The sequence below is a fragment of the Pedobacter sp. GW822-FHT03F06 genome, assembly GCF_058801365.1.
In genome coordinates, this window is the sequence record NZ_JBXANE010000002.1 from 377,099 (window position 1) to 401,999 (window position 24,901).

General features: G+C 38.3%; 22 protein-coding genes. 15 read left to right on the plus strand and 7 right to left on the minus strand.

Annotated features, from left to right (window positions below; genetic code table 11):
* The first annotated feature begins 182 nt into the window (after positions 1 to 182).
* The 5 genes from AC1RJ8_RS04245 (at position 183) to AC1RJ8_RS04265 (ending at position 3,692) form a co-directional block, all read left to right on the plus strand.
* Positions 183 to 1,343: an esterase-like activity of phytase family protein gene (locus tag AC1RJ8_RS04245; RefSeq protein ID WP_492952662.1), complete on the plus strand. Its 1,161-nt coding sequence runs from the start codon at positions 183 to 185 to the stop codon at positions 1,341 to 1,343.
* Between the two features lie 25 nt (positions 1,344 to 1,368).
* Positions 1,369 to 2,034, plus strand: a complete 666-nt coding sequence (locus tag AC1RJ8_RS04250) for an HAD family hydrolase (protein ID WP_492952663.1) — start codon at positions 1,369 to 1,371, stop codon at positions 2,032 to 2,034.
* Between the two features lie 44 nt (positions 2,035 to 2,078).
* Positions 2,079 to 2,696: a DUF2306 domain-containing protein gene (locus tag AC1RJ8_RS04255; protein ID WP_492952664.1), complete on the plus strand. Its 618-nt coding sequence runs from the start codon at positions 2,079 to 2,081 to the stop codon at positions 2,694 to 2,696.
* 26 nt (positions 2,697 to 2,722) lie between these two features.
* Positions 2,723 to 3,274: a Crp/Fnr family transcriptional regulator gene (locus AC1RJ8_RS04260; protein WP_492952665.1), complete on the plus strand. Its 552-nt coding sequence runs from the start codon at positions 2,723 to 2,725 to the stop codon at positions 3,272 to 3,274.
* Positions 3,275 to 3,338: 64 nt separating this feature from the next.
* Positions 3,339 to 3,692 (plus strand): bleomycin resistance protein, encoded by a 354-nt coding sequence (locus AC1RJ8_RS04265; protein ID WP_492952666.1) that lies wholly within the window; start codon positions 3,339 to 3,341, stop codon positions 3,690 to 3,692.
* A 94-nt stretch (positions 3,693 to 3,786) separates the two neighbouring features.
* Here AC1RJ8_RS04265 and AC1RJ8_RS04270 read toward each other — a convergent pair whose 3' ends face one another.
* A complete protein-coding gene (locus AC1RJ8_RS04270; protein ID WP_492952667.1) occupies positions 3,787 to 4,419 on the minus strand; it encodes a response regulator in 633 nt (210 codons plus the stop codon).
* Positions 4,412 to 6,427, minus strand: a complete 2,016-nt coding sequence (locus AC1RJ8_RS04275) for an ATP-binding protein (protein WP_492952668.1) — start codon at positions 6,425 to 6,427, stop codon at positions 4,412 to 4,414. The genes AC1RJ8_RS04270 and AC1RJ8_RS04275 overlap by 8 nt, the downstream gene beginning before the upstream one ends.
* A gap of 146 nt (positions 6,428 to 6,573) precedes the next feature.
* Here AC1RJ8_RS04275 and AC1RJ8_RS04280 point away from each other — a divergent pair, with 146 nt between their 5' ends.
* The 6 genes from AC1RJ8_RS04280 (at position 6,574) to AC1RJ8_RS04305 (ending at position 13,915) form a co-directional block, all read left to right on the plus strand.
* Positions 6,574 to 6,972 (plus strand): hypothetical protein, encoded by a 399-nt coding sequence (locus AC1RJ8_RS04280; RefSeq protein WP_492952669.1) that lies wholly within the window; start codon positions 6,574 to 6,576, stop codon positions 6,970 to 6,972.
* Between the two features lie 312 nt (positions 6,973 to 7,284).
* Positions 7,285 to 8,691: a dihydrolipoyl dehydrogenase gene (gene lpdA / locus AC1RJ8_RS04285; RefSeq protein WP_086548980.1), complete on the plus strand. Its 1,407-nt coding sequence runs from the start codon at positions 7,285 to 7,287 to the stop codon at positions 8,689 to 8,691.
* A 389-nt stretch (positions 8,692 to 9,080) separates the two neighbouring features.
* Complete coding sequence (locus tag AC1RJ8_RS04290) at positions 9,081 to 10,628, plus strand: choice-of-anchor I family protein (RefSeq protein WP_492952670.1); 1,548 nt, start codon at positions 9,081 to 9,083, stop codon at positions 10,626 to 10,628.
* A gap of 502 nt (positions 10,629 to 11,130) precedes the next feature.
* Positions 11,131 to 11,949: a bifunctional hydroxymethylpyrimidine kinase/phosphomethylpyrimidine kinase gene (gene thiD, locus AC1RJ8_RS04295; protein WP_492952671.1), complete on the plus strand. Its 819-nt coding sequence runs from the start codon at positions 11,131 to 11,133 to the stop codon at positions 11,947 to 11,949.
* Positions 11,946 to 12,599: a TenA family protein gene (locus AC1RJ8_RS04300; RefSeq protein ID WP_492952672.1), complete on the plus strand. Its 654-nt coding sequence runs from the start codon at positions 11,946 to 11,948 to the stop codon at positions 12,597 to 12,599. Before thiD ends, AC1RJ8_RS04300 begins: the two co-directional genes overlap by 4 nt.
* A gap of 110 nt (positions 12,600 to 12,709) precedes the next feature.
* Positions 12,710 to 13,915, plus strand: coding sequence for an MFS transporter (locus AC1RJ8_RS04305; protein ID WP_492952673.1), 1,206 nt, complete (start codon positions 12,710 to 12,712; stop codon positions 13,913 to 13,915).
* A gap of 572 nt (positions 13,916 to 14,487) precedes the next feature.
* On the opposite strand, the gene AC1RJ8_RS04310 is transcribed toward AC1RJ8_RS04305, so the two are convergent.
* From AC1RJ8_RS04310 to AC1RJ8_RS04330, 5 genes are all read right to left on the minus strand, one after another.
* Positions 14,488 to 15,291, minus strand: coding sequence for a hypothetical protein (locus AC1RJ8_RS04310; RefSeq protein WP_492952674.1), 804 nt, complete (start codon positions 15,289 to 15,291; stop codon positions 14,488 to 14,490).
* Between the two features lie 203 nt (positions 15,292 to 15,494).
* Positions 15,495 to 18,689, minus strand: coding sequence for an efflux RND transporter permease subunit (locus AC1RJ8_RS04315; protein ID WP_057931304.1), 3,195 nt, complete (start codon positions 18,687 to 18,689; stop codon positions 15,495 to 15,497).
* Between the two features lie 65 nt (positions 18,690 to 18,754).
* A complete protein-coding gene (locus AC1RJ8_RS04320; RefSeq protein ID WP_492952675.1) occupies positions 18,755 to 19,822 on the minus strand; it encodes an efflux RND transporter periplasmic adaptor subunit in 1,068 nt (355 codons plus the stop codon).
* Between the two features lie 2 nt (positions 19,823 to 19,824).
* Positions 19,825 to 21,165 (minus strand): TolC family protein, encoded by a 1,341-nt coding sequence (locus AC1RJ8_RS04325; protein ID WP_492952676.1) that lies wholly within the window; start codon positions 21,163 to 21,165, stop codon positions 19,825 to 19,827.
* Positions 21,166 to 21,256: 91 nt separating this feature from the next.
* Complete coding sequence (locus tag AC1RJ8_RS04330; protein WP_492952677.1) at positions 21,257 to 21,868, minus strand: TetR/AcrR family transcriptional regulator; 612 nt, start codon at positions 21,866 to 21,868, stop codon at positions 21,257 to 21,259.
* Between the two features lie 197 nt (positions 21,869 to 22,065).
* Here AC1RJ8_RS04330 and AC1RJ8_RS04335 point away from each other — a divergent pair, with 197 nt between their 5' ends.
* The 4 genes from AC1RJ8_RS04335 to AC1RJ8_RS04350 all read left to right on the plus strand — a co-directional run bounded on the left by AC1RJ8_RS04335 (position 22,066) and on the right by AC1RJ8_RS04350 (position 24,653).
* Positions 22,066 to 22,476 (plus strand): sterol desaturase family protein, encoded by a 411-nt coding sequence (locus AC1RJ8_RS04335; RefSeq protein ID WP_493008031.1) that lies wholly within the window; start codon positions 22,066 to 22,068, stop codon positions 22,474 to 22,476.
* A gap of 10 nt (positions 22,477 to 22,486) precedes the next feature.
* A complete protein-coding gene (locus AC1RJ8_RS04340) occupies positions 22,487 to 22,936 on the plus strand; it encodes a hypothetical protein (RefSeq protein WP_492952679.1) in 450 nt (149 codons plus the stop codon).
* Between the two features lie 41 nt (positions 22,937 to 22,977).
* Positions 22,978 to 23,994, plus strand: coding sequence for a UDP-N-acetylmuramate dehydrogenase (gene murB, locus AC1RJ8_RS04345; RefSeq protein WP_492952680.1), 1,017 nt, complete (start codon positions 22,978 to 22,980; stop codon positions 23,992 to 23,994).
* Positions 23,995 to 24,122: 128 nt separating this feature from the next.
* Positions 24,123 to 24,653, plus strand: a complete 531-nt coding sequence (locus AC1RJ8_RS04350; RefSeq protein WP_492952681.1) for an RNA polymerase sigma factor — start codon at positions 24,123 to 24,125, stop codon at positions 24,651 to 24,653.
* Positions 24,654 to 24,901 lie beyond the last annotated feature (248 nt).

The following is a 24,901-nucleotide window of genomic DNA, read 5'->3' on the forward strand; positions in this document are numbered from 1 at the left end:
TGTGCAGTTGGATGTTACCATCCGACTGTTTTTGTTTTATATCCGAAAGAAATTGAACGGATAGTGCCAGATGATAACATCTGACACCACAGGAAAAAATAGCTTTCTTAATGTTCTCAATCTCTTAATGATAGACTTTTTGCAGCAAAAATTCCATATTTTTACGACCTAAACATTTCGATTTGAAACCTGTAGCGCAGCTCTTCCTTGTTTATTCAGTTCTTGTCATTGTGCTTTCATCTTGTTCTGCAACTAAGTATGCTTTGATTAAGCAGAATGAAACCAGTATTTCGTCTGTAAAGTTTCTGGATGAATACATTATGCCCTTAAACCCGATTTTCCAAAATACGGTTGTTGGTGGTTTATCGGGGATTGATTACGATGTAAAGCAAAACCAGTATTACATGATCAGTGATGATCCATCACAGCATAGTCCGGCGAGAATTTATACCGCACAGATTGATATCAAAGAAAATAAGATCGATACCGTTCGGGTAACTGGTGTTACTTATATCTTACAGGAAAATGGGAAACCATACCCTAAATACGGTACGGATAAAACTGTTAAACCTGATGGCGAATCGATTCGTTATAACCCCTTAACCCAAAAATTACTTTGGAGCAGTGAGGGAGAAAGGTTATTTAAGGATGGGGATACTACAATAGTTCAGCCTAGCTTAACCTTCATTTCTACAGATGGGAAGTTCTGCGATACTATTCCAATGCCTAAGGGTTTTCATTTTACAAAAACCGAAAGTGGGCCGCGCAAAAATGCTTTATTTGAAGGTTTAACTTATGCCGATCAATACAAAACATTATATGCAAGTTTGGAAGAACCGCTTTATCAAGATGGACCTCAGGCTGCTTTTGAATATGATAAAGCCTTAACACGGATTTTAAAATTTGATGTAGCTACAAAAAAAAATATTGCCCAATACGCTTATAATCTGGATGCAATGCCAGTTAAGCCTACCGTTGAAAACGATTGGAATGTAAATGGAATTTCCGAAATACTAGCCATTAACAACCATACGCTTTTGGTAATGGAAAGGGCCTGGGCAAAGGGGCACGATGATCATACCTTTTTAAAACTTTACCTGGTTGATTTAGGGGGTGCTGAAAATGAAATCGGTAATCGCGCTTTTGTACAAAACCCTCCAAAACCATTAACCAAAAAATTGCTTTTCGATTTCGATTCCTTAAACCGGCATATCGATAATTTTGAAGGCGTAACCTTTGGGCCAAAATTGCCAAACGGACACCAATCGTTAATTTTTTGTGTAGATAATAATTTTGGTAAATCTCAGGTACAACAATTTTTCTTATTTGAGATCATTCCCTAAGAATTGTTCCTGTTAAAAATTTATAATGAGTAAAATAAAAGCATTACTGTTTGATTTAGATGGTACATTAATTGATTCTGAAAAGTTTCATTTCGATTGTTGGAATAAGTTTTTGTGTGAATACGATGTTACGTTGGATTTTAAGGATTGGTTAACAAATTACGCTGGAATCCCCTTGCCCAAAAATGCAAAAACTATAATAGACAGGTATAAAATTGAAGAAGAGTTAGAAGGTTTTATTAACAGAAGAGAAAAGATAACTTTTGATGGTTTTAGAACAACTGATATTCAGTTAATGCCCTTTGCATTAGAGTTTATCAAGTTTGCTTATGAAAAAGGGCTCACGCTGGCTGTGGTTACGGCTAGTCCTAAAATTGATGTTGAAGCCGTTTTTGAGCGGAACGGTCTGGCTAAGTATTTCAGTTTGTTTATTACCCGAACAGATGTGAGTAAATCTAAGCCTGATCCCGAAAGTTATAATCTTTGTGTTGAGCGATTGGGTTTTGAAAAAGATGAGTGCCTTGTTTTTGAAGATACTTTAAGTGGGGTTAAATCTGCTCTGGCTGCGGGCATAACCTGTTACGCCATTCAGAGCAATGTACGGGCGCATCAAAAATTAAAAATAGCCGACGAGTTGTTTCTCAGCTTTGCCAATGCTAAAGAATTTATGCTGCAAAAGGAATTGATTTAGTTCTTGAAAATTAACTAGCTTAGTATAAAGAAATAGGACTTTGTATGGTAAAAAAAGGATTATGGGTTTTATTTGCAACCTTCGCATTGCTGATTGGACTCTACCCAACGATTTACTTTTTGATCGATAGGAAATTTGGGTTGTTAAATTCAAAGTCGGTTGAGTTGTTGACCAATACTTTCTGGAACATTGGTTTTTATATGCATATCATTTTCGGAGGAATCGCTTTATTTATCGGTTGGACACAGTTTAGTCCGAAAATGAGAAATAGGCGCATGGCACTTCACCGAAAACTGGGTAAAGTTTATGTGGTCGCTGTACTGTTTAGCGCATTAGCAGGTATTTATATTGGCTTTTTTGCAACAGGAGGATGGGTTTCTTCCGCTGGATTTATTTGCTTAGGCATCATTTGGTTTTACACTACTTTAAAAGCTTATTTATACATTAAACACGGTGAAATTGAAAAACATCAAAAAATGATGGTTTATAGTTATGCAGCCTGTTTTGCTGCTGTAACGTTGAGGGTTTGGCTGCCAATTTTGACAATGGTTTATAGCGATTTTTCAAAAGCGTACCTGGTTGTCGCCTGGTTATGCTGGATTCCGAATTTGATTGTTGCCTATTTAATCACCAGAAAACCGCTAATCAATAAATCATTTTGATCCCCATCCTTTGCAATAATTAGTTTATGATGTCAGCCCAGGAAATTTTAGCCAGTGTCGGATCATTTTCATCTCATGATTTGCTTCTTTTTGAAGAAAAGACGGTGCGAAAAATATTTCGCAAAAATGATATGCTGTTGCGCGAAGGTGAGATTTGTCAATCTGTCTATTTCATCCTTTCGGGATCTTTTGTTCAGTTTCAGTCCGATCATACAACCGAAACGATCATCGATCTACACCTGCACAAAGAATGGATGTACAACCACCCAAGTTTGATTGAACAAAAGCCATCAAGTACAACGATTAAAGCATTTGAGGATACGGCAGTGGTTGAATTGAGTTTAAGTAACCTGCATGATCTGATAGCCAGGTCGCAGTCTTTCTTAAACCTGGGAAGAATTTTTGATCAAGCTAATCACCGGACTTACCTTTTCGACAATGCATTAAGTCCTGCACAAAAATATAATTATATTAAAAATGCCAAACCACTCATTGTACAGGTTTTTCCGGTTAAAATGATTGCTTCATACCTTAAGATTGCCCCTGAAACATTGAGTAGGGTAAGGGCAAATCATTGAATTTCCTGATTTGGATCAAGTGCAGCTTTTCGGAAAAATACCGATTTTTGAAATAAAAAAAAATATGCTAACAGATATTAACCCAAAACTTCCCATGCGTGATAAAGCAATCACCAGAGATTTTTATGTGAATAAACTAGGCTTTAAAGACATTGGGAGTGCAGATTTTAAAGATTACCTGATGGTACAAAAGGATCAGGTTCAGATTCACTTTTTTCTGTTCGAAACACTTGATCCAAAAGAAAACTACGGCCAGGTTTATATCCGTACAAACGATATTGATGGGCTGTACAAATCTATGCTCGAAACTAAAAGCATTCATCCCAATGGAAGCTTACAAACAAAACCATGGGGGCAGAAAGAATTCGCAATGCTTGATCCAGATAGCAATTTACTCACTTTTGGGCAAGAGATTTAAGAGGGGTTCATTGGTCAATGGTTTATGGTTCATTGCTAAGCGCTGATTGTTTAATAGCGTAATCTACTCCAAACGCCAAACTCCCAGCTCTAAACTAAATTAGCAACTGTTCGGTAGCGATATTGATTAATTCAATAGAATTTTTAACAGCTAATTTCTGCATCATATTACGACGGTGTGTTTCTACTGTTAGTGGACTTAGAAAAAGCTCATCTGCTATGCCAGCGGTTGTTTTTCCCTGTGCAATTAATTGAAGGATCTGTTTTTCCCGCTTGGTGAATTTTGGTCGTCCTTTTAAATCATTTACTGAAGGCTTGGCAATAATTTCTATAACTTCTCTACTAAAGGCCAGTTCTCCTCTAAGCGCAGTTTCAATTCCGTTTTTTAGTTCCTCTACCGAGGCATTTTTTAAAATGTAACCACTTGCCCCATTTTGCAGAATCTGCATGATGATACTTCTTTCGGTATGGTTGCTAATGGCAATAACGACTGTTTTTGGCGATAATTTTTTAATCTGCGCGCATAATTCAATACCATTACCATCAGGTAACATAATATCGAGCAGTACAATATCTATTTCGTGGTTATTTAAAAAGGAAATTAATGCGCTGCCCGTCTGGAAACTGCCCACTACATGCATATTTTCGAGGTTGTTGATTAAGGAAACGATTCCTTGTATAACGATCGGATGATCATCAACAACAGCTAATTTAATGATGTTACTCATAACTGATTGGGATTTCGATATTTATAGTTGTACCATTGCCAGGATGCGAATCGATTTCGAAAGTGCCTTTAAGATAGGCTACTCTATTTTTAATGTTTTCTATTCCTAATCCTTTTTTATAGGTTGAGGTATTAAATCCAATTCCATCATCTTCAACCGTAATGTAAAACCGGTTTTTATTTTCGCTGCATTGTAAAACTACTTCAGAAGCCTGAGCATGTTTTAGTGTATTGGTCAGTATTTCCTGTACAACCCTGTAAATAATTATCTGTTCTTCAAGTGCAATATGTTTAGAAATATTTAGTGCTTGAAAATCGATATGCATATGTTTGCTCATCGCCGATTCTGCCAGGTCTTTTAATGCCGTTTCCAATCCGAATTTTAATAACGTTTGTGGCATCATATTCCGGGCAATGTGCCTTAATTCGGTAACTGAATTATCCAGCTGACGAACAATTCTTTGTAGTTCTACATCATGCAATTGCACTTCCCTGTGTTTTGCCCAGTTGGATAAATTAATTTTTAAACCCGATAACATTCCCCCCAAACCATCATGCAAATCCTGTGCTACCCTGTTCCTTTCTTTTTCTTCAGCATTGAGCATGGCTTTGCTAATTTCCAATTGCTGTTGTTGTTGTAACTCGGCCACTTTCTGTTTATAATTTATTGTTCTTTGCGCTGCAAGCTTTTTATAGCCTCTGAAGTAAAAGTATAATAGGATAACACTGACTAAAAGAAAAAAAGACGCTGCGATTAATAGAAAATTTGTTGTTTTATTGTTCTTAATAATTAATGCATTTTGTTTCTTTTCTTTATTTAAGCTGGCTATTTTTTTTTGGTTCTCTGCATTTTTATATTTAATTTCTAATGCATTAATATCTTCTTTGAGTTTACTTTCATTTAGGCTGTCGCTTAATGCTTTGCTCTTTTTTATCCAATTATAAGCCTCTTTAATGTCGCCATTAGCATAGTTTACTTCTGCAAGCGCTTCGGTCATTTTGAGCTTATTCGTTGCTAATGTATTTATTTCTGGCTGATCGACAATCTGCAGCAAGATTTTTTTAGCCAGGGCAAAATTTTTCTGTTTAAAAAGAACTCTGTATTTCTCAAATATTACTTCCTGCAAAGAATAATTGTCACTCAGCTTTTCCGCCAGTTTAATAGCTTTGTCCGCATCTAAAAGGGCAAGCGAATATTGTTTGGTGTTAATAAAATAGCGCGTAGTGCTTTTGTAATAGTCGAGCCAAAATATTGTCATCGGGTAGCCTGTAGCCACATGCGCTGATTTATCCAATATTGTTTTAGCCAGATCCAGGTATTTTTTGGTGTGACTATAGTTTTTTAAATGATAATAATTTCCTGCGGTAGTTAGGTAAGCATTGATAAGTAGATAATATTTATCAGGAGAAGTAGCTTTTAAGGCATTTAGCCCCTCTTGCAGGTAAGGTGTTGCTTTTTCGTATTGGCCAAGGTTTGTAAATATCGTTCCGATGGAGACGTATTCTGTACCTAAAAAGTCTTTGTCGCCAGCCTTTTTAGAAAGTGGTAAAACACGGTTGATCAGTATATCGAGCGTTGTTTTAAGATCGTCTTTATGCTGTTGAATTAAGGCATAGTTATGCCATACCATCGACCTTAACCGATACACGCCCTTTGTATTAAACTTGCTCAATAACGAATCGGCGTGGATGAGTAGTTTTTCAGCCTTTGCATAATTCCGGTCCTGGTAGATCAAAGACTCGTACCAGTGTGACCTGGCCACAAGCAAAGGATACTTTTTGCTCCAGGTTCTTGCCTTGTTCAAATATGATACTGCTTTGGTACTATCATGATCTACCCAGAAATCAGTTAGTTTAAAACCCGCTTCGGCTTTAAGGCTATCGCGGAAGCTTCCATTTAAGATGCGACTTAAACTATCGGTATATTGCTGGTCGGCTGGTTGCAGCTGCGCTAGGCTATTCAGCGAATAGAAAGTCAGTAATGCCAGAAAGAGGATATAATTTCTCATTAAACTAAAAATGCACGCTTTATTTCTCAACCAGAAATTAAACTCAGAATATACCTGAAATCAGGTAGAAAAAAATGGTATTATCTGATTATTGTAAAGCAAAGTGCTCATTTGTTTATTTGTAATTCTATTTTTTAAATCTAATTATGAAAAACATCAAAATTAAAACATTTGTACTTTCTTTTTTTGCCTTAGTGTTGTTTACAGGTTTAATGTCGTGTAAAAAAGATGAGGGCGAGTCGCCATCAAAATCTTCACACAAGGTAGTTTTTAAACTCGAAGCATCGGCAGGCAGCAACATTAGCACGGTAGTTTACGGCTACGATTCGCAGATTACCACCGCAACGAGCCTTAGTGGAACTACCTGGACAAGTCAGGAAATTACGGTGCCAGCAGGAACCATTTCTATAAACATTGCTGCAAATGCTTTAGGGGCCAACGCAAATTCTACGCTCAAAGCACAAATCTATGTAGATGGAGAATTAAAAAGAGAAGGTACATCTAGCGGTGCAATCTTAAGCGCATCAGCATCTTGGGGATTATAGTTGGTTAGTTAGTTCACTGGTCATTAGATTATTGATGATGGCCTTTGAGGTTCATTAGTCCATTAGGTTTATTTGAGTTAAATCAAAACATTTTATAGTCTTAAAGTAAAATGTTTTCATACGCTCATCAACCTATGGACTTTTGAACTTTTGCAGCATTATCCTGTTAGGCCTCATATTGAACCATCAGCCAATGCTATAAGCCAATAACTTATAAACCAAAGACTAATAAGGCGATTTCTATTCCCTAATGGACTTTCAGCTTTCCGCCTTTTTTCCCTACATTTGGCTAATCAAAATTCTCAAAAAATTATGCAATACGATGTCGTTGTTATCGGTTCAGGGCCGGGCGGTTATGTAGGCGCAATCCGTTGTGCTCAGTTAGGTTTAAAAACTGCAGTTGTTGAAAAATATAAAACTTTTGGAGGTACTTGCTTAAATGTAGGTTGTATTCCATCTAAGGCTTTATTAGATTCTTCAGAGCATTTTCACAACGCTGCTCACACGTTTACTACCCATGGTATCAACTTAAAAGATTTAAAGGTTGATATGAAACAAATGATCGCCCGTAAAGACGATGTTGTTGCCCAAAATACAGCTGGTATCACTTATTTGTTCAAGAAAAATAAAATCGATTCTTTCGAAGGTGTTGGTTCTTTTGTTGATAAAAATACCATTCTGGTAACGAAAGCCGATGGTTCTACAGAAACCTTATCTGCTAAAAACGTAATTATTGCTACGGGTTCTAAACCAACAGCTTTACCATTTTTGCCAATCGATAAAAAACGCATTATAACCTCAACCGAGGCTTTAAATATTAAAGAAGTGCCAAAAACGATGGTGGTAATTGGTGGTGGCGTAATCGGTTTAGAGTTAGGTTCGGTATATGCCCGCTTAGGTACAAAAGTATCTGTTGTTGAGTTTTTACCGTCTATTATCGGTACTATGGATGCTGGTTTGGGTAAAGAACTTCAACGGGTGTTAAAGAAAACTTTAGGTATGGAGTTTTACATGGGCCACAAAGTTACCGGCGCTACTACTAAAGGTAAAACGGTAACTGTTACGGCTGATACCCCTAAAGGTGAATCCATCTCTTTAGAAGCCGATTATTGTATTGTTGCTGTTGGTCGTACGGCTTATAGCGAAGGTTTAGGTTTAGATAAAATCGGTATTACTGTTGAAGAAAGAGGTAAAAAAATCCCGGTTAACGAACATTTAGAAACTTCTGTTAAAGGTGTTTATGCTATTGGCGATGTAATTACCGGCGCCATGTTAGCACACAAAGCAGAGGATGAAGGTACTTATGTTGCCGAAACAATTGCCGGTCAGAAACCACATATCAATTATAACTTAATCCCTGGTGTGGTTTACACTTGGCCAGAGGTTGCTTCTGTAGGTTTAACCGAAGAGCAGTTAAAAGAAAAAGGCGTAAAATATAAAGCAGGTTCATTTCCTTTCAAAGCCAGTGGACGTGCAAAGGCGAGCATGGATACCGATGGTTTCATTAAAGTTTTGGCCGATGCTGCTACTGATGAAGTTTTAGGCGTACACATGATTGGCCCACGTGCTGCGGATATGATTGCAGAAGCAGTTATTGCAATGGAATTCCGTGCATCTGCAGAGGATATTGCACGTACCTGCCATGCACACCCAACTTATACCGAAGCACTAAAAGAAGCAGCACTTGCTGCAACTGATAATAGAGCCATACATATTTAATTATTAAACAGCCGTTATACTGAACTTGGTTTAGTATTTGCCTGTTGAATAAGATGCTGAAACAAGTTCAGCAAGACGCGTAGAGAAAATCCCGGTATTTGTGCCGGGATTTTTTGTTTTAGCGCTTCTACCGTCATTTTGAGCGGACCCGATAGCTATCTGGTGCAGCGAAGTCGAGAACCCGAAAGCCCAGCGGAGCTAAATCAGCCTAGATAGATCTATCGCTCGGGACTACGTTCCAGTTGAGGTGACGACGGGTTTCGCTTTACTCTTTCTCCTTTACTCTTTTTGCTTTGGTCTTTATATTTTCTTAATAAAATGATAACAAACAGCGCCTATAAAATAGCGTTGTGTGCTTCTATTTTTGCGGTTCAGATATTAAACAAACCATGAACTGTAAAAACTTATTTGGTGCAATCCTTATTGCTTCATTGGCATTTACTGCCTGCAAAAAAGATCCAACTGATGACCCGATTGTAGATCCTCCGGTTGAAGCTATCGTTCCTGAAAAAATCGACAGCTTTAAAGAAACGGCTTCTATCGATTTAGGAAGCGAATTTGCTTCAGAAATTTCGGCTTACGATCCCTTATCCAAGAGATTGTTTGTAGTGAGCAATGATGGTGGCACCAAAGTGGATATTGTTGATATGAGTAAATATCCAACCGTTACAAAATTGCAGACTTTAACCTTTGCGAATAATGCGGGCATTAACAGCGTTGCAGTAAGTAATGGTTTATTGGCAATCGCCTTAAATGGTGCTGATCCACAGGGAAATGGCGATGTAGTGGTATTAAAAACGTCAACTTTAGAAGAGGTTAAAAAAATTACCGTAGGTGCCATGCCCGATATGGTAACTTTCAGTCCTGATGGAAACTATATTTTATCGGCTAACGAAGGTGAACCAAACCTTGCATATACTGTTGACCCTAAAGGAACCATTTCAATCATCAATATAAAAGATAACTATTCGGTAAAAACATTGGATTTCGCCGCTTTTGAATCGCAAAAAACAACTTTACTTGCCGGTGGTTTCAGAATTTACGGTTTAAATGCAAGTTTTACACAAGATATCGAACCAGAATATATTGCAATAAGCAGTGATTCTAAAAAAGCATACGTTACCCTACAGGAGAACAATGGTGTTGCCGAGGTAGATATTGTTGCAGGAACGATTACAAAAATTAATCCCTTAGGCACAAGAGATATCAGCCTGGCCGACAATGCCTTTGATGTAAGCGATAAAGACAGTAAAAAAGTTTTAGGGACGTGGCCAATCAAGGCTTTTTACCTACCAGATGCAATCTCATATTTTACGGCTGGTGGTACTGCCTATCTTGCCTTGGCCAATGAAGGCGATACCAGGCAAGATTATACACCAAAAGATGCAAAAGAAGAAGTGCGTGTAAAAGATCTTGTTTTAGACCCGGTTAAATTTCCTAACGCAGGAACGCTACAGTTAGATGCTAATTTAGGAAGGCTTACGGTAACAAATACCGCTGGTTATACTTTAGTTGGTACTAATAAAGTATATCAGGAATTATATTCAACAGGTGGAAGAAGTGTGAGCATTCTGAATGCAAATACTGGGGCTTTGGTGGCCAACATTGGTAAAGATTTAGAGCAACATGTAATTGATGCAGGTAAATATGATGATGACCGGTCTGACAATAAAGGTGTAGAGGTAGAAAGTGTAACCGTTGCGCAGGTAAATGGTCAAACTTTAGCTTTTATTGGTATGGAACGTGCAGATATGATTGCTGTTTATGATGTAACTATACCGGCCTCACCAAAATTTGTTCAACTATTCTCTACAGGCGATGCTCCTGAAGGTTTACTGTTTGTTAAACCAAAAGATAGCCCCAATGGAAGAAGTTTATTAATTGTGTCAAACGAAGCAGATGGTACCGTTCGGTTCTATCAGCCCGATAAAATATAGTCGCTCTATCCCTTTATTAATTATTATGTTTTAGCCCCGATGAAAATCGGGGTTTTTGTTTTTTCTCTTGTCGTCATTTCGACTGAAGCTCACCGGTTTTTCATCGGTGGCGAAATGGAGAAATCTACGAAGGGCGATACATCAATCTTCTTTAGAAGATCTCTCTCCCGAAAGTTCGGGACTGAGCTACAGTCGAGATGACGATTAACGCAAGAATGTATACTTTTATTTTCTCAAGATTAAGCCCTATATTGCGCTACAAAATAAAACTTTAGGGGTGCCTTCAAATAAGTTGGCTGAGAACATACCCATTTTGAGGTTAAAGGTAGAAAGGTAGAGGGTAATGTCCTTCAGCCTTAAAACCCTCCAACCATCAACCTCAAATGAACCTGATCCGGATAATGCCGGCGTAGGAAATTAGTTTGTCTGCAAAAATTGCGTAAAAATGCATACTGCATTTGAAGACTCCTGAAGTTATACAACAAAATGAAGTCTTTAAGCAATGAATTATATTAATGTATTAACAATAGCTGGTTCGGATAGTGGAGGCGGTGCGGGCATCCAGGCCGATTTAAAAACCTTTTCTGCTTTGGGCTGTTTTGGTACCTCGGTAATCACAGCTGTAACGGCACAAAATACAGTGGGGGTGCGTTCAGTGCATGGCATTCCGGCAGAAATGATTAAAGATCAGTTACAGGCGGTATTGGAAGATATAGCGCCAGTGTCCATTAAAATCGGCATGATCAACCGTGCAGAAGTGGTGCAGGTAATCGAAAAGCAATTAAAAAACTATAATCAAGATGTTCCCGTTATTTTAGATCCTGTTATGGTAGCCACCAGTGGCGATCGATTAATCGAGCCTGATACCGTAACCCAGTTAGTTGGAAAACTATTTCCCTTGGTAACATTGGTTACCCCTAATATTGATGAGGCCATTATCCTTTCAGGGCAAGAGATCCATAACCTCGATGGTATGATTGCTGCGGGTAGAAAAATTATCGAAAAAGGTGCAAAAGCAGTTTTAATAAAAGGAGGACACTTAATAGGCCCAATCATTTACGATGTTTTTATCACTGGGAACGATGCGCCTGTGGTATTAGAAAGTGTCTTTATTGCTTCTAAAAATCTACATGGAACAGGTTGTACACTTTCATCCGCCATAGCCGCTGAAATGGCCAAGGGTAACACCTTACTTGTCGCAATTAAAAATGCGAAAAACTACATTAGCCAAGCGCTACAGGCCGGTAGTGAGGTAAAAACTGGTAAGGGCAACGGCCCATTAAACCATTTTTTCGAACCTTTAAAATTAATTATCCAATGAAATGGAGCACACAGGCATGGGAAAGGGTACAGCCCATTTATGCCAAGATTTTAGCAATGCCTTTTAATACCGAATTAAGCAATGGCACGCTGCCTATAGAAAAGTTTATCTTTTATCTGGCACAAGATGCCTATTACCTTTTGGAGTTCGGCAGAACTTTAAGCACCATTAGTAGCCGTATGCAGGATGCAGATTTAGTGATGGCCTTTGCGGGGTTTTCTACAGGTGCGATTTTTGCGGAGCGTAGTTTGCACGAAAGTTATTTTGTAGAATTTGGTCTAGCTAACGAAGTGCAGCCCACACCCTCTACACTTCTGTATACCAATTATATTCTTAGTCAGGCCGCGTACGCCAATGTAGAAATTGCAGTAGCGGCTGTTTTACCATGCTTTTGGATTTATAAGGCAGTGGGCGATTATATTTTTGCAAAGCAAAATGGCGACCATAATCCATACAAAAGGTGGATCGATATGTATGCAGGCCTAGAATTTGCTGCTGCGGTAGAAAAAGCAATTGATATTACGGATCAACTGGCAGCGCAGGCAAATGCAGTAACTCAACAAAAAATGCTAGCTGTTTTTGAAATGGCAACCCGTTTAGAATGGATGTTTTGGGATAGTTCGTATGAACTGGAAAAATGGAAAATCTAAGATTTTAACCCGATAAGTTCTAAATTTTTTGATAAAATGTTAAAAACTTGTCGGTATTTCCAATAGATTTAAAGAACTTTGTAGCTCAATCTATAATTTAAAACATCATTTTGGAAGAAAGCACGCAAGGACAGGAAATTTTAAGTAAACAAGAAGATAAACCTGTATTAGCGCAAAGCTCTCCGAAACAAGTACGATTTGCCATATCTGCCTTTTACTTTATGCAGGGGGTGTGCTTTGCAAGCTGGGCCAGTAGGATTCCAACTTTTAAAGCTTCGATGGGCTTAAATGATGCAGAGTTAGGCTCCATTCTTTTTGCTTTACCTGCAGGACAGATTATCACGATGTTTTTTTCGGCAAAACTGACCACTCATTTCGGTAGTAAAAAAATGCTTGTAGCAACTGCACCGCTTTATGCAATTGCATTAACTTTTTTAGCATTGGCTACCACTGGCTGGCAGTTGGCTGCTTTTTTGGTTTTATTTGGCATCACGGGTAATCTTTGTAACATTGCCTTAAATACGCAAGGCGTTGCCGGCGAAAACTATTACGGCAAGCCCATTATGAGTTCTTTTCATGGAGCCTGGAGTATTGGGAATTTAACCGGTGCATTAATAGCGCTTGGTTTGGTTAACCTTAAACTAGGGATGTATACCCATTTTTGGATTATTGCCCTGATATCTTTAAGTAATGTGATGCTTAACCGGAAAAAGTTGCTAAACTATAATAAACCAGATGCCGTGGTGGAGAAAACGAAGTTATTTACCATGCCGCAGGGTATTTTAGTGTTATTGGGTGTTATCGCATTTTGTAGTATGGCCACTGAAGGAACAATGTTCGATTGGAGTGCTATATATTTTGAAGATGTAGTGAAGTTGCCTCATAATAAGGCGATTATAGGTTATGCCTCCTTTATGTTTATGATGGCAAGCGGAAGATTTTTAGGTGTGTTTTTAATCGGTAAATTCGGGCGGAAAAACCTCCTTCAGATCAGCGGAGCCATTATATCGATAGGGATGGCACTTGCCGTAATATTTCCAAACCTAATTGTCGCTATTTTTGGTTTTATGCTTATTGGCCTGGGTGTTTCGAGTATCGTACCAATGGTATACAGCATAGCTGGTAACAATAAAAAAGTGCCTGCTGGTAAAGCGATAACCATGGTTTCGAGCATTGGTTATTTTGCATTTTTATTTGGTCCGCCATTAATAGGCTATATTTCGCAACTATCGAGCCTGCGTTATTCTTTCGGGATTATTTCTGTTTTTGGTTTGCTGATTACTTTCCTGATTACAAAAATAAAAGCCATAAACTAATATTATGGAGCTAATCTGCTGTTAAAAATATATTTATCATTTAGAGCGTAGCGCCTGTACATAACAGAAAGTTCCTTCCCGTTTTACGTTTCGCTGCCTCGTACCTCGTTGCTGCAGGGTAACGCTGCAACCGGGGCTAGTTGGTCATAGCCGTATTTCATTTTACGGGTTGCAGGGGGCACAAACCCTTGTTTCTAAACCCGACTGGAGCGAACACGAAGTGCAACGGAGTAAAGCGTAAGGCGGGACTGCAAACCGCCAAGAACCACAATCCATTCTTTTTCCTTATAAAAAAACTATCGATTTCAATTGAAGCGCAAAGCCTGTGCTAAAGAAGAAGTTTCCTCCCGTTTTACGCTTTTACGCTTCGCTGCCTCGTACCTCGTTGCTGCAGGGTAACGCTGCAACCGGGGCTAGTTGGCTATAGCCGTATTTCATTTTACGGGTTGCAGGGTGCAAAAAACCTTGGTTGAATATCAGTATGCATTTGGCCATTGTTTTGTAGCTACTAACTGGTCAGCATTTTCCGGTTATAAGACCCTGAAATAAATTCAGGGTGACGCTTGTGTATGCTATTCTTTCTTCACCAATCCATGTTCTTTTAGGGCGGCGATAGCCAGTTCGATTAACCTTAAATTTTCGTCCTGATGCCCATGCTGTACCTCAACATTAATATACGGAATATTATTTTGCATGGCATAAACCGAAAGCGAACCATCATTGGAAACAAATTTAGATTGAAGAATTACATTCACATTAGCCTTTTTTAAGCTGCTGAACAACCTTGGCTCGGTAACGTAAACAAGATCATCGCCATCCATCTGAAAGTTGATGTAAACCGAATCGGCAGTGCTGGCTAAATCATAACCTGGTAAATAAGAAGAAATCCCAAAACCACCATCGGCATTGTTATGCAAGGTTAAAAAATAACCCATGGCTTTTGGATCGTAAAAATCGACAATTTGTTTGCCTGCATTAAGTATCGCTTTTTCAACTTCGTTAGAGCTGAAAAAGTCTTTTTTTAACCTGGTTTTTACACCTACTTCAGTATAAATGGCATTAGGGTCTATACGATATTGATCATCCATATAGGTGAAATAATAATCTCTTACGCCGCCATATTGACTGTCGATGAGTTCGCCGCCGCTCCAACGGATATAATCAAAACCTGCTTTTACACCAGTATCTTCATTATCATGTACGACTAAAAATTTAATGCCATTAGGTTTGTAACTGTACTTTACCAGTGTGATATCTAAGTTGTAAACCTTAACGAAACTCGAATCAGTAGTCATCGCCGGAAAAACAGGAGGGTGTTGAGCTTTTACTAAGAGGGTAGTGCAGATCAGAAATAGGCTAAAAATGAATTTAAACATAATCCCTAATATACAATGTTGCAACATAATTTGTTTGAAGACAACATTGTATAATTATCTGGGCATCAAAAGTTATCAGTATCGGCTGGTGAAAAATGAAATGGTTCGTGAGGACACGAACCATGGCGGCATTACGTTTGAAACTCCACAAAAAAGCCCCGATTTGGGATCGGGGCTAAAATGATTGTTAATCTGGGTGTTTATTAATGTCCGTGATCTAAATCGTATTCGTTTACATCTTTGTGATCGTATGGTTCAACCATTAACTCATCGATTGTTTTTCCTTTTTTGTTAAAGCCTAATCTTTCTAACATTCTGTCGAATATTAAGTATACCACTGGCACTACAATTAAGGTTAAGAATAATGAACTGGTTAATCCACCAACAATAACCCATGCCAAACCATTTTTCCATTCGGCGCCGGCACCGCTTGCCAATGCAATTGGAAGCATACCGAATACCATGGCGATGGTTGTCATTAAGATTGGGCGTAAACGTGCGTGGTTGGCCAATACAAGCGCTTCTTTAGTCTCTTTACCTTCAGCTTTTAAGTGGTTGGTAAAATCGACGAGGATAATCGCATTTTTTGCAACCAGACCCATTAACATAATTAAACCTAAAATGGTGAAGATACCGATTGAGTTATTGGTTAAAGCTAAAGCTAACAATGCCCCGATTACCGCTAAAGGAAGTGAGAACATTACCACCAACGGATAGATGAAACTATCGTAAAGCGCAACCATAATCAGGTAAACCAAAATGATCGAAGCCAATAAAGCGATACCCAAGGTACCAAAACCTTCGCTCTGGTTTTCCTGATCACCCGCCCAGCTATAACTTACGCCAATTGGGGCTTTAAGTTTGCCATTTTTTTGCAGCTCTTCCAGTTTCGCCTGGAACTCAGCAACCACGGTTCCTGTTGGTCTACCGATTGATTGTGCCTTAACTGATACCGAAGTAGATTTATTTAAACGCTCCAACTGACTTGGGCCCGAACCTTCCGTAATGGTTGCAAACTGTGATAACTTAATCTGTTTACCATCGCTGTTTACAAAAATCAGGTTACGCACGTCATCAATATTCTGGCGGTTAAAGTTTTGATACTGGATATTGATATCGTACTCGTACTCACCTTTACGGTATTTACCATCAGTGTTACCCGCAAACGCTGTTTGCATGGTAGAACCTACCGTTTGTAAAGTTAAGCCAACTGCCGACATCTTATCGCGGTCTACCTGAACGTTAATCTCAGGAGTTCCCTTTTCTACCGATAATTTAATCTCGGTTGCACCAGGGATAGCGGCGAGCACTTTTTGAGCACCTTCAGCATACTTCAATGCGCTGTCTAAATCAGAACCCATTACCACCAATTGGATCGGTGCGTTTTCTGCAATACCCAAAATACTGATCGGAACGGTTTTAACTTTTGCACCAATTAATTCTTTCGCTAATGCACGGCTCATTTTCGTTGCGAAAATATCTGAAGAAACACCTTCACGTTGATCGCGTTCAACCAGCTTAACATTAATCTCCGATTTATAGGCTGTAGCCTGTGTACCACCAAAATCACCAGTCGATTGTCCAACTGTGGTAATTAACTGCGTAATTTCCGGTTGTTTGTCTAAGAAAGCTTCAGCTTTTTGTGTTAAAAAGTTGGTTTGCTCTAAAGAAGCATCTTTTGGTAGCTCTAACTGCACCAGGAACTCACCTTTATCTGATTTAGGGAAGAATTCCGATCCGATAAAACCACCTACCAGTAAACCGCATGAACTTAAGAACATCACCACAACCATAACTAATGTTAAAGCTTTGTGGTTTAACGACCATGTTAAAATGCTGGTAATCCAAAGCGTAAATTTCTTTAATTGTTTTTCGAACCAAAGAATAAAACGGCCGAATAGGTTTTTACCTTCAATACGTTCTAACTTACCGAAACGAGAGAAGATAAGTGGTACAATGGTAAATGAAGCTACTAACGAAAGTAAGGTTGCAATAATTACCACAATACAGAACTGACGTAAGATGTTCGATACCAGGCCTGTACTTACAGCAATCGGGAAGAACACAACCACAATTACGAAAGTAATAGATACTACGGTAAAACCAATTTCTCTTGTTGCATCAGATGCTGCTCTTACCTTGTTTTTACCCATCTCCATATGTCGCTGGATATTTTCCAGTACCACAATCGCATCATCTACCAGGATACCTACCACGAGTGATAGCCCCAGTAACGACATTAAGTTTAAGGTAAAGCCGAATAAGCTGATCCCGATGAAGGTAGCGATTAACGAAACCGGAATCGATACCATTACAATTAACGCATTACGTAAACTGTGCAAGAAGAAAAGCATTACGAAAGCCACCAGGATAACTGCCAGGATTAAATCGTGGATTACCGCATCAGCTGATTCTAAGGTGAAGATTGAACTGTCGTTAACAATTCTAATGTCTAATTTATTTGCTGCGTATTCTGTTTTAAGTTTGGCAATAATGGCGTGTACACCTTTACTTACTTCTACCGCATTTGCATCACTTTGTTTAATGATCTGGATGGCAATAGATGCTTTACGATCAATACGTGCCAGTTTTTCAGTTTCTTTTTGCGAATCCTGAACATCGGCAACGTCACCTAAACGGATCTGTGCACCATCTTTGGTCGTGGTTAGAACGAGGTTTCTCAACTCTTCCATACTTCTGTATTTACCCGATAAACGGATTAATACATCCTGGTTTTGGGTTTTAACACTTCCCGTAGGGAAATCAAGATTGGAGCTCAGAATCAGTTGTTGAACCTGAGGTACCGAAAGGTTGTATCCTTGTAGTTTATCAGCATTTAACGAAACCTGAATTTCGCGTTCCGAACCACCAACCAGGTTAACCTGTGCAATACCGCTCACCCTCGAAATTACGGGGGCAATACGTTTATCGATTAAATCGTAAAAGGTAATATCATCCATATTGGCTGATGCCGACATGGTAATTACCGGTAAATCATCCAAAGAGAATTTACTTAATGATGGCGTTTTTACATCCTCAGGCAGATCAGAAAGAATGGCATTTACCTTTCTTTGTGCATCATTTAAGGAAATATCGATGTTTGCCGCATCAGTTAAGGTGATGGTAACTGTAGATAAACTCTCAAACGATACAGAGTTGATTTTTTTGATGTTTTCCATCGATGATACCGCATCCTCAATTTTTTTGGTTACGGTATTTTCAACCTCATTTGGTGAAGCACCAGGGTAGATGGTCGAAATAGATACTACGTTGTTAGAGAATTTTGGAAGTAATTCATAACCCAACGAAAAGTAACTTAGTAGCCCAAGCAAAGTAAGTGCGGTAAACACCACAATAACCAGCGAAGGCCTTTTTATAGATATGTCTGTTATCTTCATTTTAATAAGTATTGCGTTTTGCGATTGGCGTATCGCGTTTTATAGCCAAAAAATCCCTCTCTAACTTATTTTACGATACTAACGGCAGTACCCTCAGTTAAGTTAATCTGTCCGCTGGTGATTACAGTTTCACCTTCTTTTAAGCCATCAAGAATTTCAACATTGTCTCCTAAAATACGGCCAGCTACCACATTACGGGTTTTAGCGGTATTGTTAGCTTTATCCAATACAAAAACCTGGTTGCTGCTTACACTACCTACAAATGAAGTGCGTGGAATCAGGATGCTAGGCGCCTGTTTAGGGAACTTAAATATTGCAGTTCCGTACATACCCGCTTTTAAAGTATTTTTATGGCTGTTCTCTACTTCAATTTCGATCGGGAAGTTTAGTGTTGCATCGGCTTTAGCAGCGATGAAAGTTACTTTTCCGGAGAAATTATCAGTTGGGAAAACAGAAGATTTAATGTCGATCTGATCGCCGATTTTAAGGTTGGCAACTTGCGATTCGTTAACGTTTACTTTCAGTTTTAATTTAGAAACATCAACAAGTTCGAACATCTGTGTACCCTGAGTATTTACAAATGCACCAACTTCAATGTATCTTTTGTTTACAATACCGTTAATTGGCGATTTAATGTTTGCATCACTCAGTTTACGTTGGGAGGCCTGTAAACGCAATTTTGCATTTCTTGTAGCCAATTTGGCCTGATCTAGCTGTTGTTGCGTAACACCACCAGTTGAGAATGAGCTTTGGTATCTGGCTTCATCTCTCACTGCATTCTGGTAGTTAGCCTCAGCAGTTTCTCTATCAGTATTGATAATTTCAGCGTCAACGCGGGCTAAAACCTGACCTTTGCTTACGCGGTCACCTTCATCAACATAAATAGCCGTAACACGACCTGCATTTTCTGATAAGAAGTTAAGTTCTTGTTTAGGAATAAAGTTTCCGTTTGCGCTGAAATCTAAATTCACAGCTTTTCTCTCTACCTGAGCAACCCGAACGGCAACAGCGCCACCACCTTTAGCAATGAAAGCAGTTTTTTCTTCGTTCTTCTTTTTATTGTTGCTTAAAACATAAGCTATTGCACCAAGGGCAACAACAACTACTATAATTATGGTAATTACTCTTTTCATTTCTATTGTACTAGCGATTTAATATTTCCGTTTGATTTGATTAATTGTATTTCGGCTATTTTATAATTCAATAAAGCCTGTGTATAACTGTTCTGCGCCTCAGTAAGTGCATTTTCTGTATCCAGAAGATCGGTTAAAGAAGCTAAGCCATTGTTATAATTGTTTTGTGTGCTTTTGTAAATTTCCTGCGCCAAATCCGCGTTTTTACGTTGCGATTTAATGGTGTTGATGTTATTGCGTAATTGGATTTTTGCGTTCTCATAAGCCAGATTTAGCGAGTTTACAGATTCTTTTCTGCTCTCTCTTGCTTTCTTGATATCCACATCTGCCTGGCGGATTTTTGAACGTGTTAAAAAACCGTTGAAAATTGGCACTTTCAAAGTCAGACCAACTGCTGATGCGCCATATCCGATTGCAGCAGCATTAGACTTTAGGAAATCGAAACCATCACTTTGGCTTGAGTAGGTATAATTACCCGTTAAAGCCAATGATGGATAATATTCGGCAACGTATGCCTTTCTTTGCAGTGATAAAAGTTTATCCTGATTATCCAAAAGTTTAACCTCTGTTCTGTTTGCCAGATCGATAGAGTCTGTAAATACAGGTAAAGTGGTTACTTCTGTTAATTCGGTAAATGGTAAGCTGATCGGGGTAGAAACCGGCATACCCATCGAGAATTTTAACTGATTCTCCAATTGGGTAATGGCATTAATCACCTGCTCACGCTGTGTATTCAGGTTCGTTAGGTTTACGTTGATCCTGTCAACATCGATTTTTCTGGCTAAACCATTTTTAAACTGGTTTGAAACAATTTTTTCTACAATTTTGACATTTTTAATATTGGTATCAATTACGTTTAACTGTTGTCTGTTTACCAAAACCTGGTAGTAATTGTTGGCCACCAGTTCGATGATCTGTTCTTCTGTTAATTTTGAAGTAAGGTTGTAATATTCCTCACTCGATCTAGCAGCCTGTAGGCCAGTAAAAACCTGTTGGTTGAACAATTGTTGTGAAAGCTGAACACCTGCAGTCGAATTCCAGTTCTGGCCTAATTTAATCGCCTGTGTCTGCCCGCCGAAATTAGCAACAAGCTGACCGATAATAGGATTATAAGTTAAACCAACATTTCCTGTAATTTGAGGTAAGGCCTGTGCCCTAACTTCCTCCACCTTGTATCTCCCGCCTTCAATATCCAATTTCGAGTTCCGGATCTTGGTGTTGTTTTGGAGCGCATAGGTCAGCGCATCTTTTAAGGTAACTTGCTGCTGAGCAACTACCAGCTGCGGTAAAGCCGAGCCGATAATGAGTATGAGCATTAATTTTACCGTTTTTACTCTAAGCATAATGTATTGTTTTTTTGTTTTTGGGTTCTTATGTATTTAAAATTTGCGGCCCCTTTACAATTGGTTTATCATTTGTTGCGGCCAGCGTATTTCAGTCTGAACATCGTAAGCCTCTCACAAATATGGTGGTGAGGTTTTTTTGCTTCAGTGTCATTTTGTTTAATGCTTTTTTATCGGGGAAAAGATCTTTGCCGGTTTCCATAATACACATGGTGCTAAGGCCCATCAAACTTTCCAGATAAAGTTCTGCAACATGGGCAGTATCATCGTGCTCAATTTCTCCCTTTCCTTTTGCCTGGCTAAAAATTTCTGCGAAGAAATCTTTTTCCGAGCTTTTAAGCGTCTGTAATTTGCCTTTAATCACATCATCGTTCAATAAATCAGGAATACCTTCCGTAATCCTTAACATGTAATATTTTTGGAAGAAAGTGTTCCTCACTTCTATGATGCTAAAAAGGATGTCTTCTAAAGGCTGATCTGGATTGTATTTCTTTTTGATCAACTCAAAAAAGTCGTTAAATACCCTTTCTATTACCCCAATGATTAAATGCTTCTTATCCGGGAAATAATAATAAAGCGATGGTTTGGAAACGGAAAGATCTTCTGCAATATCGTTCATTGTGGTTTTACCAATACCAAAATGGATAAAGCGTTTTATAGCGCCATCAATAATTTGCTCTCTCTTTTTATCGGCTACAATCATTTTACTTTTCTACTTTCTGACTTTTTTAATATTTTAGTCAAAAATAGTGCTAAAAAGTGATTTGTTATGAAAGGTTTGTTTAAAAGTGCATTAAGCTTACAATTTAATGACACAATTTTGATTCTTGCGCTGTTTATATATCTTTACAAACCAATCGTTTAGAAAATTTGTCAGCGTTAATCAACATCTTTATTGTATTGTTTACCATCATAGCCATGGAGTGTTTGTCCTGGTTTATACACAAATATTTGTTCCATGGACCACTATGGTTTATGCATAAAAGCCATCACCAAAAAGCAAAATCATTCTTCGAATGGAACGATCTGTTTGCCGTACTATTTGCTGCCCTGTCTCTGTATTTAATGTATATCGATCGCCATAATTTAGGGTATAGATTTTTTATCGGATTAGGTATTACCTTATATGGCATGATCTATTTCGTAGTGCATGATTGGTTTGTGCATAGGCGGTTTAAAACTTTTAAAAGCAACAACACTTATTTGCAGGCGGTACGGAAGGCGCATAAGATCCATCATAAAAATAGGGGCAAAGAAGAAGGCAAGGCTTTTGGGCTATTATTTGTAAGGAAAACGGTATTAAAAAACTAAATTACATGATATGAAAAATTGTTATCTGTTTATTCTTTTCGGAATTATTTGCTTAGCCTTATATTCATGCCATAAAAAAACAGATAAAGACCAGGCTATTGCACTTGTAGAAGCTAAATACGAAAACAGTAATCAGGATTTGAATTTTGATAGTTCCAAATTAGATAGCCTTTACAATATTTCTCCTCAGGCTTATGCTGATAGTCTAAAAAAAGGAAATGAGTTAGATGATACTTTAGCTGTCCTCGAGCGTGAGATAGAGCATTTAAGTCAGACAGAGTCAGATAGTGTAGGCTTAATCAGTGCAAAACTCACCAAAGAAAGATACCGTTTATTGGACGTTGCCAAAACCAAACCAGCTTTTGTCGGCTGGAAACTTTCGAAAGTAGTAGCTGAGGGAGAAAAAGCGGGCACTTTAAGCTTTAATTTCGATAAGGGGATAACCAAAATCGTTCCTTAACTATTTTTTATTTTACTTTTGCAGCATAACCCAGAATCAATATGCTTCAAATCCAGGAAAATATTTCGTTAAAACCATATAATTCGTTTGGTATCGATGTTAAGGCAAGCTACTTTGCCGAGATATTTTCTGAAGCAGATTTAGCCAGGCTGTTTAAAAACGAAATCGTAAAATCTCAAAAGCTCTTGGTTATTGGTGGGGGAAGTAATGTGTTATTTACTCAGGATTATAAGGGATTGGTTGTTAAAATCAGCATCAAAGGCATCGAATCCAAAACGTTTGATGATAAAGTATTGGTAACAGCCGGTGCTGGTGAAGTATGGAACGATTTTGTGAACTACTGCGTTGGACATCATTTTGCTGGTGTAGAGAATTTAAGCCTGATCCCTGGTACAGTGGGTGCATCGCCAATACAGAATATTGGTGCTTATGGGGTAGAGCTTAAAGATGTTTTCGAAAGCTGTAGCGCTTTTGAGATCAAAACCGGGAAAATTAAAACCTTTACTTATGAGGATTGCCATTTCGGTTACCGCGAAAGTATTTTCAAAGGTGAGTTGAAAGGCCAGTATATTATTACATCCGTTACTTTCCGTTTATCGGCGGAAGCGAAAATTAATACCTCCTATGGTGCCATTGAAACCGAGCTGCTGAACAGAGGGATCGAAAACCCGAATATTGCCGATGTTTCTGCCGCTGTATCACATATCCGAGTAAGCAAACTGCCCGATCCGTCTACTATTGGTAACGCAGGTAGTTTCTTTAAAAATCCAGTGATCGAAAAATATGAATTTGCTGATATTGTGGCGAAACACCCCGATGTGGTACACTATCCTACAGCTGATGATAAAATTAAATTGGCGGCAGGCTGGTTAATTGAGCAATGTGGCTGGAAGGGTAAAGTGGTTGGCCAAACAGGCACCTGGAAAAACCAGGCTTTGGTTTTGGTTAACCACGGACATGCGACTGGCACAGAAGTGTATAATTTTTCTGAACAGATTATAGACAGTGTAAAGTCTACTTTTGGAGTCACTTTAGAAAAAGAAGTAAATATTCTGTGACGAAAGCCTGCCCTTATGTAGTTGCACGCTTTTAACACCATGCCAGAAAATTTTGGTACTAAGTTTGTTTAGGTTTATGCGAACGAACAATAATTTATTTGTTTTTTATCTACCTAAAGCTAAATATCATGACAAAATTTGAATTCAATCATCTGGTTAATCATCACTCGGTATCACTTAGATCTTATGCTTTAAATTTTACTAAAGACGCAGAAGACGCAAATGATTTGGTTCAGGATACCATGCTGAAAGCGATCACTTATTACAATAAGTTTAAAGAGGGTACGAATTTAAAAGGCTGGTTGTTTACCATCATGAAAAATACTTTCATTAACAACTATCGCCGACTGGTGAAAACAAATACTTTAATTACACAGAGTGAAGATATATCTTCTGCAAATCTTTCTTATAGTGCAACTAAAAATCAGGCAGAGAGTAAATTTGTGTTAGGCGATATTGATAAAGCCCTTTCGCAATTGCCTGAAGAGTATTATGTGCCTTTTATCCGTTATTTTGAAGGGTATAAGTACCACGAAATTGCAGATATGTTAGCTATTCCGATTGGAACAGTAAAAACGCGTATCCACGTAGCAAGAGGTATTCTTAAAAAATATTTAAAAACCTATTCTAAAGAAATTGCCAGTACAGAAGTGGCTTAAGATACATCCATCGAAAAACTAGAGGCTCAGATTTATCTGGGCCTTTTTTGTTCGAGAAATCTATTTAATAGATCTCTCCATTTCGCTGCACTACAGTCGAGACGATTAGTGTTTTTATCTAAATCGTAATTTGAGGAAAGGATACTTTAAATTCTAAGCAAGTTATTTCCAAAACACCGTAAAAAGCAAAAGGCCTGAAAATTCAGGCCTTTTTGCTTATCATATATTTGGTTAGTTGATTCTTATTT